Annotated in this window: 9 protein-coding genes; 4 read left to right on the top strand and 5 right to left on the bottom strand. The window is 68.7% G+C overall.

From position 1 onward, the window contains the following. Nucleotides 1-21: 21 nt before the first annotated feature. From PC39_RS16630 to PC39_RS07365, 3 genes are all read right to left on the bottom strand, one after another. Nucleotides 22-1,077 carry a WD40/YVTN/BNR-like repeat-containing protein gene (locus PC39_RS16630; RefSeq protein ID WP_502950865.1) on the bottom strand — a complete coding sequence of 352 codons (1,056 nt, stop codon included), beginning with the start codon at nucleotides 1,075-1,077 and terminating at the stop codon, nucleotides 22-24. A 35-nt stretch (nucleotides 1,078-1,112) separates the two neighbouring features. Continuing rightward, a complete protein-coding gene (locus tag PC39_RS07370) occupies nucleotides 1,113-3,506 on the bottom strand; it encodes an efflux RND transporter permease subunit (protein WP_353252734.1) in 2,394 nt (797 codons plus the stop codon). 159 nt (nucleotides 3,507-3,665) lie between these two features. After that, nucleotides 3,666-5,147 carry a DUF1329 domain-containing protein gene (locus PC39_RS07365; RefSeq protein ID WP_353252733.1) on the bottom strand — a complete coding sequence of 494 codons (1,482 nt, stop codon included), beginning with the start codon at nucleotides 5,145-5,147 and terminating at the stop codon, nucleotides 3,666-3,668. Nucleotides 5,148-5,374: 227 nt separating this feature from the next. Between PC39_RS07365 and PC39_RS07360 the strand changes: the two genes are divergently transcribed. The 3 genes from PC39_RS07360 to PC39_RS07350 all read left to right on the top strand — a co-directional run bounded on the left by PC39_RS07360 (nucleotide 5,375) and on the right by PC39_RS07350 (nucleotide 10,321). After that, a complete protein-coding gene (locus PC39_RS07360) occupies nucleotides 5,375-7,525 on the top strand; it encodes a DUF1302 domain-containing protein (protein ID WP_353252732.1) in 2,151 nt (716 codons plus the stop codon). 81 nt (nucleotides 7,526-7,606) lie between these two features. Next, complete coding sequence (locus tag PC39_RS07355; RefSeq protein ID WP_353252731.1) at nucleotides 7,607-8,890, top strand: acetyl-CoA C-acetyltransferase; 1,284 nt, start codon at nucleotides 7,607-7,609, stop codon at nucleotides 8,888-8,890. A gap of 66 nt (nucleotides 8,891-8,956) precedes the next feature. Beyond that, nucleotides 8,957-10,321, top strand: a complete 1,365-nt coding sequence (locus PC39_RS07350) for a 3-oxoacyl-ACP reductase (protein WP_353252730.1) — start codon at nucleotides 8,957-8,959, stop codon at nucleotides 10,319-10,321. Between the two features lie 44 nt (nucleotides 10,322-10,365). On the opposite strand, the gene PC39_RS07345 is transcribed toward PC39_RS07350, so the two are convergent. Further along, nucleotides 10,366-11,238, bottom strand: a complete 873-nt coding sequence (locus tag PC39_RS07345; protein ID WP_353252729.1) for an alpha/beta fold hydrolase — start codon at nucleotides 11,236-11,238, stop codon at nucleotides 10,366-10,368. Nucleotides 11,239-11,293: 55 nt separating this feature from the next. Here PC39_RS07345 and PC39_RS07340 point away from each other — a divergent pair, with 55 nt between their 5' ends. Continuing rightward, nucleotides 11,294-12,631, top strand: coding sequence for a flavin monoamine oxidase family protein (locus PC39_RS07340; RefSeq protein WP_353252728.1), 1,338 nt, complete (start codon nucleotides 11,294-11,296; stop codon nucleotides 12,629-12,631). Between the two features lie 142 nt (nucleotides 12,632-12,773). Here the strand turns inward: PC39_RS07340 and PC39_RS07335 are convergent, their stop codons facing one another. Next, entirely contained in the window at nucleotides 12,774-14,069 is a 1,296-nt protein-coding gene (locus PC39_RS07335) for a lactate 2-monooxygenase (RefSeq protein WP_353252727.1), read from the bottom strand. Nucleotides 14,070-14,075: the final 6 nt, after the last annotated feature.

Genomic DNA, 14,075 nt, shown 5'->3' with positions numbered 1-14,075 from the left:
GTGCCGCCGGGGTCGCGAGGGTCAATCGGGACGCGGCATGTGGTAGATGCCGCCGCGCCCGACCAGGATCAGCTCGTCGTCGTGGGCGATCACGCCCGACAACGGGTTGCCGGTGGGGCTGTCCAGCGACGTCAGGGTGGCCTCGTCCAGGTCGCCGCGGAAGACCACCCCGTCCACGCCGACGAACACCGCCGTGTCCGCGTCGAGCAACGTGCCCCCGAAGAAGCTTTCCTCGCTGGGGCCGCTCATCCGTTGCCAGCCCATGTCGGCGAGTTCCTCCGGGTCCTCGACGCCGGAGGCGGTGAAGGGGTCGTAAGTGGTGGGGTCCTGGGTCGGCAGGGTATGCACGTCGTCGGCGATGTAGGCCCGGCCCTGGAGGCCGTAGATCACCATGCCCGACTCGCCATGCGGCAGGACCCCGAAATAGGAGCCGATATAGGGTGTCTTGATCATCTCCCAGGTTTCGCCCCGGTCGTCCGAGCGGGCCAGCAGGCCGCGCTCGCCGACCGCCACCAGGGTGCCGTCGGCCAGGGTTTCGACATCGTTGATGTTGTGGGCGATGGCGAAGACCTCGGGCTTGCGGTCGCGCCAGGTTTCGCCGCCGTCGTCGGTGACCAGCATGCGGCCGTTGCCGCCGACCGCCATGCCGTGCTCGCGGTCGAAGAAGTGCACATCGTAGAAGGCCTTGGCCCAGCCGGAGTCGAAGAACTGCAGGGTCCAGCTCTCGCCGCCGTCGTCGGTGGCCAGGACGCTGCCGTCGTGGCCCACGGCCCAGCCATGGGTGTCGTCCAGGAAATGCACCTGGTTGAGCATGGCCCGCACGGGCGCCTTGACCTGGCGCCAGTCGCGGCCGTCATCGGAGAGCAGGACATGCCCGCGCTCGCCGACGATCACGAGCCGGCCGTCGGCCGCCGCGACCTTCAGGAGCAGGGACTTGTCCGCCAGCGGCATGATCTCCGAGGGGTCGGGCTCGCGCGGCCCGCGGATGTCCGCGGCCGCCGCCGTCCCCGCCGCGAGCAGGAGTGCCGCGGCACCGAGCGCGCGCAGCGCCCGGTCCGCGATCCGATTGTGTCGCATCGTCACGTTTGTCTCCTTGTGCTGTTGCCGACGAGTCATCGGCCTGCCTCGTCCGTGGCGAATTCGGCGCCGCCGCTCAGGTCCTTGCCGGCGTGCTTGCGTTCCTCGTGCGCGAAGAACCGGGCCAGGGCCGGCAGCACGAGAATGGCGCCGAACATGTTGGCGGTGAACATGAACACCAGCATCAGGCCCATGTCGGCCTGGAACTGCAGGTCCGAGAACAGCCAGGTGGCCACGCCAAGGCCCAGGGCGATGCCGGTGAACACCACCGCCTTGCCGGTCTTGTGCAGGGTGCGGTAGTAGGCCTCCTCGAGGGACAGGCCGTTGCGCAGCCCGGACGCCAGCACCGAGTAGATGTAGATGCCGTAGTCCACGCCGATGCCCACCGCCAGGGCGATCACCGGCAGGGTGGCGACCTTCATGCCGATGCCCAGGCTCGCCATCACGCCGTAGGCGCAGATCGAGACCAGGGACAGCGGCAGGGCCACGCAGACCACGCCGGAGAGGGTGCGGAAGGACAGCCACAGGAAGGTGAGTACGACCACGTATACCCAGAAGACGATCTCGATCTCCTTGTCCTTGACCACCTCGTTGGTGGCGGCCATCACGCCGACGTTGCCGGAGGCGAGCGCGAGATGGACGTCCTCGGCCTCGAGCTCGTTCTTCCGGTAGTCCTTCACCTTGTTGACCAGGTTGCGGATGGTGCTGGCCTTGTGATCGGTGGTGAAGGAGTTGATCACCATGGCGCTGCAGTCGTCGTTGAGCAGGCCGGTGGTGGTCGGCACCAGGGCCGTGGACTGCGCCAGGGCGTACTGGTTGCGCGGTACCACGAAGGCGTTGAGACGGCCCTCGCTGAGGCCGGCGTAGGCCAGTTGCGCCAATGTGAGCAGGGACATGGTCTCGCGCACGCCCGGCTCGTTCTTCATGTGCCAGGCGAAGCGGTCCATCGCCGCCATCACCTCGTAGTCGACGCAGCCGTTGGGCACCGTCTCCAGGATCACCTTGAACTGGTCGACGCCCAGCGAGAAGTGATTGCCGATCAGGCGGGCGTCGCGGTTGAAGCGCGAGTCCGGCCGCAATTCGGGCACGCCCTCCTGGGCCGAGCCGACGGTGAGGTCGTCGTATTTCCAGATCGCCCAGCCGAGGGCCACGCCGCAGATCAGCAGGGTCGCCACCGCCGGCTTGGTGCTGGTGAAGTGACGGGCGATGAAGCGCCAGAGGGCGTCGCCCATGGCCTCGCGCTTGAGCTGGCGGCGCTTGAAGGTCTCGCGGTCGCGGACCCGGACCAGGGTCAGCAGCACCGGCATCAGCGCCTTGTTGGTGATGATGATCGAGGCCATGCCGAAGGCCGCGTTCAGCGACATCTCGCGGATGACGTCGATGTTGATCATGTAGATGGTGGCGAAACCGGCGACGTCGGTGATCAGGGCCACCGTGCCCGGGATCGCCAGGCGCCGGAATGTGGCCAGCGAGGCGCCGAACGGCGCGCGATCGTCGTCGGCGACCTCGGCCGCCCAGCCGTTGACGTACTGCACGCCGTGGGAGACGGATACCGCCAGGATCAGGAACGGCACCAGGATGGCGAACGGATCGAGACCGAAGCCGGCCAGGTGCAACAGGCCGAGCTCCCAGATGACCGCGGCGATCGAGCACAGCAGCGGCAGCAGGCCGAGCATGAACGAGCCGGTGTACAGCCACAGCAGGATGCCGGTGAGCACCAGCGTCAGCGCGAAGAATCCGACCACCTGCGTGGAGGCGTCGGTCATGTCGTCCACGACCTTGGCGAAGCCGATGATGTGGACGGTGGTGTCGCCGGTCTCGTACTTGGCCCGGATCTCCTCCAGCTTGTCGCCGACTTCGGTGTAGTCCAGGGGCTTGCCGGTCTGGGGATCGCGGTCGATGAGCTCGGCGACCACCATGGCCGCGGTGTGGTCCTCGGAGACCAGCCGCCCGACCACGTTGGCCTTGGAGACGTTGCTGCGCAGCGTCTTCATCATCTCCGGCGTGGGGGCGTAGTCGCCGGGCACCACGGTGGAACCGGACAGGCCCGTGGGCGTGACCTCCACGTAGATGATGTTGGGCGTGAAGATGCTGTTGACGCGCGCCCGGTCGACGCCGGGGATGAAGAACACATCGTCGGTTAGCTGGCGGAGCTTCTCCATGAAGTCCGGCTGGTAGATGTCGCCGTCGTGGTTCTTCAGCGCCACCAGGATGGTGTTGGCCCCCCCGAAGTCGTCGTAGTACTCCAGGAAGGTCTGCATGTACGGGTGTTCCTTGGGCACCATCTTCAGCCAGCCGGCGTTCGGCTTGAGCTGGATGGCCTGGTAGCCCAGGAAGGCGGTGATTCCCAGCAGGATGGCGAGCGTGATCCAGCGGCGGCCGAAGATCAGCGGCTCGACAACCCGGAGGATGCGTGCGGTTGCGCTCATCGGTTCTCCTCTACCCGGGGACGCGCCCCGCGGGGTACGCGTCCGTTGCGTTGGCGGGCACAGCGTCCATGTGCACCCCGGTCCGGCGCCGCGGCCCGATCCGCGCCGGCGGGTTGTACTCCGCCGGGCGCCGCCGGCCGGCGGCGCCCGGCGTTACGGCTACCGGGCCCGCCGCGACAGGCGCGACGGGGTGAAGTAGCCTTCGTCGTAGGTGATCCGGAAATCCGAGATCTCGCCCTCGTTGGTGAGCGCCGTCAGCATGTAGCGGCCGCTCTGCAGGTCGTAGATGGCTTCCGGACTGGCGGTCGTGGTCGGGATGAACGGGAAGGTCACCAGGTGCCCTTCCTGGAACCGCCACAGCTTGCCGCGGTTGTCGTAGTTGTCCACGGCGACGATCGACCAGGAGTCCTCGTCCAGATAGAACACGCGCTTGCCGAACTGGTGGCGCGTGTCCTCCTTGAGCGTCGCCTCCACGACCCAGACGCGGTGCAGCTCGTAGCGCGGCAGGGCGGGATTGATGTGGCCCTTGCCGACGATCTCCTCGTACTGCGCCAGCGGGTTGTTCATCATGTAGGAGTTGTACGGGATGTACATCTCCTTCTTGCCGACCAGCTTCCAGTTGTAGCGGTTCAGCGACCCGTTGAACATGTCGACCTGATCGTTGAACTGCATGCCGTCGGAACCGATCGACGGGTTGTCGTAGCCGACGTCCGGCGCCCGGTTCACCCGGCCCAGGCCGGGGTTGTAGATCCAGGCGTTGCGGCCCGACGTGTCCTTGCCGAAGATCTCGTGGACCAGGGTGAACTGCCCGGCCACGCGGCGCGGGTAGGTGGTCTCCTGGAGGTAGTAGGCCAGGACGTCGTCGTCGCGCTCCTCGGCCGTCTTGTTGAGGTTCGCGTACTCGAAGCTGACGTCCTCGACCAGCTTGGTGATCTCGTAATCGCCGTTGGCCTCCACGATCACCTGGTCGTTGTAGCGCTTGACGGCGGAACCGCGGTACTTGAGCTTGTGGTTCCAGATCACCTGGGCGCCGTTCTTGGGGATCGGGTAGGGGAAGCCGAGCTTGGCGCCGCTGACGCCGTCCGTGCCCTCCAGCTCGGCACGGGTGGCGTTCTTGCGGGTCGCCGCCAGGATCTCGTCCGGATAGTAGGCGCCGCGCACCGACGGGTAGACGGTCATCTCGTAGGTGTCCGGGTACAGCTCGAACAGCGCCTTGTGGCCCTCGGTGAGCTTGTCGGCGTACTCCCGGTAATTGTCCGCGGTGATGGTGAACAGCGGCTCGGTCTTCTCGCGGCCGATCTGGCGGATGAGGTCGCCCACGCGCGGGCTGTCCTCGATCAGCTTGTCCAGATCGGCGCGGTTCTCGACCGGATCCAGGTCGGGATGGGCTTCCTGCCATGCCAGCGCTTCCTTGCGTAGCTTTTCCAGATCCTCGGGATCGTAGTTCTTCTGGGCGTCGGTGAACAGGGATTCACCCTGCCAGGCCGGGATGCTGCCGTCCTCGTTCGGCGCCGGGTTGGCGCCGACGGGGGTGAGCTCGTCGCCGAGCTTGGCGGCCTCCTCGGAACTGACGCCGGCGAGCAGGGGCGTCGCCGCGCCGCAGAGCAACAGGGCCCCGGAGAGTCGGTACAGGGTGCGCATGGCGTGCTTTCTCCTCCCAAAAAAGCGTGCCGGTCCGCCCTTCGTAGGGGCGTGCCTCGGTTATGAGGTTGTCGATACTACTAGAATATACTAGCTTATTAAAAGCGATCTTTCCTATTTGTCGGATTCAAAATACCACGCCATCGTCTGATGGTACGGTTCCAAATGTAGAAATGCGATTGCCCCAGGGCCAATCGGGGGAGAAGGAAATGCGCGGAATCGGGAGGATGACGCTGGCCGCCGGCGTATTGCAGGCGTTCGCGGCGGGCGGTGCGCACGCGATCAGTTTCGACCTGTGGGGTGCCGAGTTCGTCTTCGACAACCAGTTCGTGGTCGGCGGCACCTGGCGCATGGAGGCGCGCGACGACAGCCTGGTCGGCAAGCTGAACGTGAATCCGGACCTGTGTCCGGACGACTGCGTGTCGTTCAACGGCGATCCCCAGCCGAACCAAAACCTGGTGGATGCCCCGGGCGCTTTCCTGGGCGCCAACATGGATGACGGCAACCTGAACTACGACCGGCACGATGTCGTGGCGGCCCAGGCGCGGCTGCAGAGCGAGATGGAGGTGTTCATCGGTGACACCGCCATCAAGGTCAGCGGTATCGGCTTCTACGACCACGAGAACACCGACTTCCGCGAATACCACCCGGACACCGCCTTCCAGCCGCGGCGCACGGACCGCCCCGGCTACCTGGAGGATCAGATCGGCAACGATGTCGACCTGCTGGAGGCCCACATCACCCAGCCGTTCGATCTGTTCGGGAAGCGTTGGCAGTTGCGCGTGGGCGAGCAGCGCCTGCGCTGGGGCGAGTCCACCTTCGTCGCCCAGAACAGCCTCGACCAGATCAACCCGCCCGACCAGAACCGGTTGCACTTTCCGGGCTCGGAGATCGCCTCGGTGTTCGAGCCCACCGGCCTGGCGGTACTGTCCACCAACCTGACCGGCAATCTGGCGATGGAGCTGGTCTATCAGTACAACTGGGAACCCACCCGGCCGTCCGCGTCCAGCGGTTTCTTCTCCACCAACGACATCGCCGGCGGCGGTGACAACCTGGTGATCTCCCTCGGCCAGTTCTCGGAGGATCCGCAACAGGTCGGTGGCTTCAAGAACACGTTGGCGCAGTTGATCACCGACACCGCCACCAACGTGCCGGTGTCCAACCATGCCTACAAGCCGGAGGACGGCGGCCAGTACGGCATCAACTTCGACTGGTACGCGCCGGACATCAACGGCGGCACCGAGTTCGGATTCTACTATCTGCACTACCATAGCCGGCTGCCCTACCTGGGCGTGACCGCGACCGACCGGTCCTGCATCCGCGACCGGATCGACCTGCCGGACAGCGACGATTTGTTCGACCTGCTGCCGGACGTCCTTGCGGGCCAGCTGCAGCCGGTGGTGGACACCATCGAGAATGTCAGCGGCCAGCAGCTCAGCGCCGACGGCGTGACCGCACTCGCCGCCTGCCAGGGCTTCGACGGCACCCTGAACCCCACCGGCCAGGGGCGGGAGCCCCTGCCCATCGACACCATGGGGGCCTATCTCGAATACCCCGAGGACATCGACCTCTACGGCATCAGCTTCAACACCAACGTCGGCAAGTGGTCGCTGGCCGGCGAGGTCGCCTACCGGCCCAACCTGCCGGTGCAGGTGTCGTTCCCGGATGTGATCTTCGCCGGCCTGCAGCCGGCCCTGCCGGACGAAGACATCAACCTGGCGGTGGCCACGGTGCCGAGTGCCCGCAACGCCGTCCCGGACTTCATCGAGACCCGCTATCGGGGCAACACGGTGCGGGCGGGCGACCGCATCGCCGGTTACGAACGCATGCGGGTCGGCCAGGTGGATTTCACCGGTATCCGCATATTCGGCAGCTCCAACCCGATCGGGGCCGACCAGATCATCCTGCTGACCGAGGTGGGGGCGACCTACATGTTCAACCGGCCCGGCCTGGACGAACTGCAGTTCGAGGGCGGCGGCCCCAACTGCACCCACTACAGCCCGGGCGCCGACGGCACCGGCCAGCCCGACGGGCAGCCCGATCCGCGCAGCTTCAACCCCACGCAGGGCGACGGCTGCTACGCGGACGAGTTCTCCTGGGGCTACCGGATCCTGGCCACCATGCAGTACAACAACCTGTTCTTCGGCTTCGACTACGAGCCGGTGCTGGCCTTCTTCCACGACGTGGACGGCGTGGCGCCGTTCCCGATGCAGAACTTCGTGGAGGAGCGCAAGGAGTTCATCGTCGGCAGCGACGTGATTTTCACCCCGGCCCTCAAGGGCGGCATCCAGTACCGTGGTTATTTCGGCAGCGGGGAGCGCCGCAACAGCCTCAAGGACCGGGATCACCTGTCCCTGTACCTTCGTTACGACTTTTAGTTCCATCAGGCACCGCGGGGCTGCGCACGCCCCTCAGCGCGCGTATCATGCTGCAGTGCCGCAATCGGTAGGAGAGACACGATGAAAGTGAACGAGGTCCGCAACGTCGCCGTCGTCGGCGGCAACCGGATTCCCTTCGCCCGTTCCAACACGGCCTACGCGAAGCTGTCCAACCAGGACATGCTCACGGCGGCGTTGCGCGGGCTCGTCGACCGCTTCGGACTCGCCGGCGAGCGGGTCGACGAGGTGGCGGCGGGCGCGGTGCTCAAGCACTCGCGCGACTTCAACCTGACCCGCGAATCGGTGCTCGGCAGCGGCCTGGCACCCGAAACCCCCGCCTACGACGTCCAGCAGGCCTGCGGCACCGGGCTGGAGGCGGCGATCCTGGTGGCCAACAAGATCGCGCTCGGCCAGGCCGAGGTGGCCGTGGCCGGCGGCGTCGATACCACGTCGGACGCCCCGATCGAGGTCAATCCGGGTCTGCAGCGGGCCATGATGGAGTTCAACGGCGCCCGCAGCGGCGGCGCCCGGGCCCGCGCCCTGCTGAAGATGCTCAAGCCGGCGCACCTGATCCCGAATATCCCGGCCAACGTCGAGCCCCGCACCGGCCTGTCCATGGGCGGCCACTGCGAGCTGACCGCCAAGCACTGGGGCATCTCGCGCGAGGCCCAGGACCGGCTCGCCTGGGAGAGCCACCAGAAGCTGGCCGCCGCCTACGAGGCCGGATTCTTCGACGATCTCGTGACGCCCTGCGAAGGCCTGGAGCGGGACAATGTCCTGCGCGCGGACTCCACCCTGGAGAAGCTGGCGAGCCTGCCGCCGGCCTTCGACAAGGAGAACGGCACCCTCACGGCCGCCAACAGCACGGGCCTGACCGACGGCGCCTCCACCGTACTGCTGGCGGACGAGGGCTGGGCGCGCGACCGCGACCTGCCGGTGCTGGCCCGGATCGTCCACGCCCAGACCGCGGCGGTCGACTTCCGCGAGGAGCGCGAGGGCCTGCTGATGGCGCCCGCCTACGCCGTGCCGCGGATGCTGGACCGCGCCGGCCTGAGCCTGCAGGATTTCGATTTCTACGAAATCCACGAGGCCTTCGCCGCGCAGGTGCTGTACACGCTGGAGGCTTGGCGCTCGGAGACCTTCTGCCGCGAGCGCCTGGGCCGCGACAAGCCGCTGGGCGAGATCGACCGCGACAAGCTCAACGTCAAGGGCTCCAGCATCGCCACCGGCCATCCGTTCGCCGCCACCGGCGGCCGTATCCTGGCGACGCTGGCCAAGACCCTGCACGAGAACGGTGGCGGCCGCGGCCTGATCTCCATCTGCGCCGCCGGCGGCCAGGGCGTCACCGCGATCCTGGAAGCGTGATCGGCCGCGGTTGTCGCGAATCACGACTCACCAATCACCGATCACATCCGAACAAGGAGTGACATCATGAGCGATTATCTCGTACGGCTCGCGCAGCAACCCGCCATGCGCAGCGTGATCAAGAGCATCGGCCTGCCCACGCCGCAGGCCCTGGCCCGGGCCGAGGGCGGCTATGCCGAGCGGCCGCTGGAGGGCAAGCGCGCCCTGCTGGGCGGCGCGCCGGGCGCGCGCATGACCGACGAGGTGGCGTCCGTGCTGGCCGCCGCCGGGTCCGACCCCGAGCGTGCCGACAAGCCGGAGCCGTCGTCGGACGTCAAATACGACGCCTTGGTCTTCGACGCCACCGGTCTCGGCGAGGCGGCGAACCTGTCCTCCCTGTACGACTTCTTCCACCCGGTGATGCGGCGCATCGCCCGCTGCGGCCGGGTCGTGGTGCTCACCGACCTGCCGGAGGGCGAGGGCGAGACCGCCGCGGCGGTGGCCGCGCGCGCGGTCGAGGGCTTCGTGCGCTCCGTGGGCAAGGAGATCGGCAAGCTCGGCGCCACCGCCAACCTGCTCTACGTCGAGCGCGGCGCCGAGGCGCGCGCGGCCGGGCCGCTGCGCTTCTTCCTGTCGGCGCACTCGGCCTACGTGGACGGCCAACCGGTGCGGATAACCTCGGCGCCGGACATGCCCGACGAGATCGTCTTCACCCAGGCGCTCAAGGACAAGGTGGCGCTGGTCACCGGCGGCGCCCGCGGCATTGGCGCGGCCACCGCCCGGCGACTGGCCGCCGAGGGCGCGCACGTGGTCTGCCTGGACATCCCGGCCGACCGCGAGACCCTGGACGCCACCGTGGCCGAGGTCGGCGGCACCGCCCTGCCGCTGGACATCACGGACGAAGAGGCACCGCGCAAGATCGCCGATTTCCTCAAGGAGAAGTTCGGCGGCGTGGATATCGTGGTCCACAACGCCGGCGTCACGCGCGACAAGACCCTGGCCAACATGCCCGAGCACTTCTGGGACATGGTGCTGTCGATCAACCTGCTCTCGATCCTGAAGATCGACGAGGTCCTGCTGGGCGAGAAGGTGATGCGCGACCACGGCCGCATCGTCTGCCTCTCGTCCATCGGCGGCATCGCCGGCAACGTCGGCCAGACCAACTACGGCGCGACCAAGGCGGGCCTGATCGGCTACGTGCAGGCCCAGGGACCGAAGCAGGCCGGCCGCGGCATCACCGTCAACGCCGTGGCGCCGGGCTTCATCGAGACCCGCATGACCGCGGCCATGCCGTTCATGATCCGCGAGGCCGGCCGCCGCATGAACTCACTGTCCCAGGGCGGAACGCCGGCGGACGTGGCCGAACTGATCACCTTCCTGAGCACCCCGGGCGCCGGCGGCGTCACCGGCAACGTGGTGCGGGTGTGCGGCCAGAGCCTCATAGGCGCGTGATCGGTGAACCGTGATTGGTGATTGGCTCGAACACCAATCACGAGTCACGAATCACGGCTGCGCAGCCAGTCCGTCACCAGCGGCCAGATCTCCGCGCGTGCCGGCTTGCTCACGACGATGCCGGGATGGTCGTAATCGACCGTGTAACCGGTGTCGGTGCCCGCGCGCACGAAGGTCTTGTCGGTCCCGGAGAAGTGCCCGATCAGGCGCTCGCAGCCGGCCGCCGGGTCCACCCGGTCGCCGGCGCCCGCGATCGCGAGCACCGGTGACGTCACGCTCGCCAGGGCCCGGCGGAAGGCCGGCCGGCGGCGGCCGGCGGCGACCCACCGGCAGGCATCGGCCATGGCCGCGGGCGGTTCGTTCTCGGGGCCCAGCCCCAGCCGTCGCGCCGGGAACCGCCCCAGGCCGTAGGCCAGGGCGCGGGTGAACAGGTTGGCGGGGAAATCCAGTGCCGTCTTGCCCACCTCGAACTGCGACGCGAACAGCACCAGTCCGGCGATCTCCGCCGGGTCGAGCACCGTGGCCGCGGCACGCGCCGCCATCACCCCGCCGAAGGAATGCCCGATCCAGAAGACGGGACCCGGGCACTCGCGGGCGATCAGCGAGCGCACCAGGGGCAGGTCGTGGCGGACGTGCTCGGTGAGGCCGGTGCGCGCCCCCGCGGGCCGGGGCGAGTCGCCGACCCCGCGACGCTCTATGATGTAGCCGGCGAACCCGGCCTCGGCCAGATGCCCGGCCAGGCCCACCCCGCGGTCCGACAGCCAGAAACGCCGTCCCGAGAACATCCCCGGCAGGTAGACTGCGGCGGCCCGCGCCGCCCCCGGCGTGCCGACCCGCGTCAGGGCGAAACGGCCGCCGTCGTCGGCACGCAGGATCTCGGTCTCGGGCCGGGCCCGCCAGTCCTCGTTCGCGGTCATTTAGGTCGTCCGTGGTATCTGGGGTCGCAAGGCGCGTCAGGATACACTGGCCCGCATGGATGCCGATGCCATCGTCGTGGGGGCCGGCTTCGCCGGACTGGCCTGTGCCCGCGCCCTGCGGGCGGCGGGCCGCTCGGTGATCGTGCTGGAGGCGCGCGAGCGCGTGGGCGGCCGCAGCGCGCCCGCGACCCTGGCCGGTCGGACCGTGGATGTCGGCGGGCAGTGGGTCGGGACCGGCCACACCCGGCTGTGCGCGCTACTCGACGAGCACGGCCTGCGCCGGCGGCCGCAATACGACGACGGCGCCAATATCCTGCGGCACGGCGGTCGCAACCGCCGTTTCAGCGGTGACATCCCGCGCGTGCATCCCTGGGCCCTGCTGGAGCTGGAGTTGGCGCTGCGCGACCTCGCCCGCCGCCAGGCGGACTTGCCGCCGGATGCCCCCTGGCACCATCCACGCGCGCGGCAACTGGACGCGGTGACCCTGGAGACCTGGGCCCGCCGCCGGCTGCGCAGCGGCAGCGCGCGGGCCATGTTCGACGCCGCCGTGCGTGCCGTCTTCAGCGCCGAGCCGGGCGACATCTCGCTGCTGTATTTCCTGTTCTACTGCCGCTCCAACGACGGCTTCGAGACCCTGATCGGCACCGCCGGCGGGGCTCAGGCCGAGGTGGTGGAAGGCGGCATGCACGCCCTGGCGTCGGCACTCGCCGAGGGCGTCGACATCCGCCTCGGCGAACCGGTCCGGACGGTGCGGCAGATGTCGGACCGCGTCTCGGTGGCGACCGGAGCGGGCACCCACGAAGCCTCGCGCCTGGTCCTGACGGTGCCGCCCGCCCTGCAGGCGGACATCACCTTCGAGCCGGACTTGCCGGTGGCCCGCGACCGGTTGGGCCGGCGCATGCCCATGGGGTCGGTGATCAAGTGCCTGGTCGCCTACGAACGTCCCTTCTGGCGCGAGGCCGGCCTGTCCGGCATGGCCCTGAGCCATGAACAGCCGTTCTCGCCGGTGTTCGACGCCAGCCCGGCCGACGGTTCGCAGGGGGCGCTGGTGGGCTTCTTCGACGGCGCCCCGGCGGTGGACTGGTCGCCGGCGGAGCCGGCGGCGCGCCGCGCGGCGGTGCTGGATTCCCTGGCCGCCTATTTCGGCGATGCGGCGCGCGCGCCCGTCGACTACGTGGAGAACGACTGGCTGGCCGAGCCCTGGAGCCGCGGCTGCTATGTCGGCCTGATGCCGCCGCGGGTGCTCACCGAGGTGGGCACCGCACTGCGCGCCCCGATCGGGCGCCTGCATTTCGCGGGCACCGAGACCGCGACCGAGTACTGCGGCTACATCGAGGGCGCCATTCGCTCCGGCGAACGCGCCGCCGCGGAGGTCCTGGATGGGTCTGATTAAAGACTAACCACAGAGACACAGAGAACACAGAGCAGGGGATGCAAAGAACTTTGACTCTTGATTCGCGTTCCAGAGCCTCGCTGCTTTATTTCGTAAAACTCTGTGCGCTCTGTGTCTCTGTGGTTAGCTCTTAAGGAAGCATTCACCCAGCAGGAACCAGCCGCTCGCGGGTGATCTCGGCGACCGACTTGCAGCCCGCCAGGGCCATGGTCAGCTCGAAGTCGGTCTTGAGGTTGCCGATCACCTCGCGCACCCCGTCCTCGCCGCCGGCGGCCAGCCCGTAGCAATAGGGACGGCCGATGCCGACCGCGGTGGCGCCCAGGGCCAGGGCCTTGAACATGTCGGCGCCGCCGCGGATGCCGCTGTCCATGACGATCGGGATCTGCTCGGCCACCGCCTCGGCGATCCGCGGCAACTGCTCCAGGGTGCTCACGCTGCCGTCGACCTGCCGGCCGCCGTGGTTGGACACGATCAGGCCGTCGACGCCGTGGTCCACCGCCCGTGCCGCGTCCGCGGGGTCGAGGATGCCCTTGAGCAGGATCGGCAGGCGGGTGCGTTCGCGCAGGAAGGCGAGGTCGTTCCAGGTCAGGCTGGGCCGCGAATAGGTCGCGATGAAGCGGCGCACGGCCGCCAGCGCCCGGCCGGAGGTCAGGCTCGGCCAGAAGCCGTCGGGAAAGTTGCGCGCCGCCTGCAGCACGGCGCGGATGGTGTGGAGGTTGACCGGCGGGCGACTGTCGCCGGCGCCCTCGGGCAGCGGCTGGTCCAGCATGCGCAGGAACACGGGGTCGGAGGTGTACTGGGCGATGCCCATGCCGCGCAGGAAGGGCAGATAGGCCAGGTCCAGGTCGCGCGTGCGCCAGCCGAGCAGGGTGGTGTCCAGGGTGACCACGATCGCCTCGCAGCCGCAGGCCTCGGCACGGGCCACCAGGCTCTCCACCAGCTCGTCGGACTTGCTCCAGTAGAGCTGGAACCAGCGCGGGGCGTCATCCATGGCGGCGGCGCAGGTCTCCATCGGCACCGAGGCCTGGTTGGAGAAGATGTACGGCACGCCCTCGGCGGCGGCTGCGCGCGCCACCGCCAGGTCGGCCTGGGCGTGGGCCATTTCCAGCACCCCGACCGGCGACAGCAGCAACGGCGACGGCAGGCGCCGGCCGAACAGCGTGACCGAGGTGTCGCGTTGCGAGACGTCGCGCAACATGCGCGGCACGATCCGCCACTCGCCGAAGGCGTCGAGATTGCGGGCCATGGTGTCCTCGCGGCCGGCGCCGCCGGCGATGTAGGCATGGCCCTCGCGGCTCATGCGCCGGGCCGCGGCCGTCTCCAGCGCCGCCATGTCCACCGGCACCGCGGGGCGGCGGCCGCCGAGACCGCCCATGTAGATCTCCTGCTGCCGCGCGACCGGCGCGTTGATGCGGTTGTCCCGGGAATCGTCGCTCATGTCCTG

Source organism: Salinisphaera sp. PC39 (assembly GCF_040361335.1).
Classification (GTDB): Bacteria; Pseudomonadota; Gammaproteobacteria; order Nevskiales; family Salinisphaeraceae; genus APNM01.
Note: the sequence above shows the minus strand (reverse complement) of the source record. Positions and strands in the feature narration are given on the sequence as shown.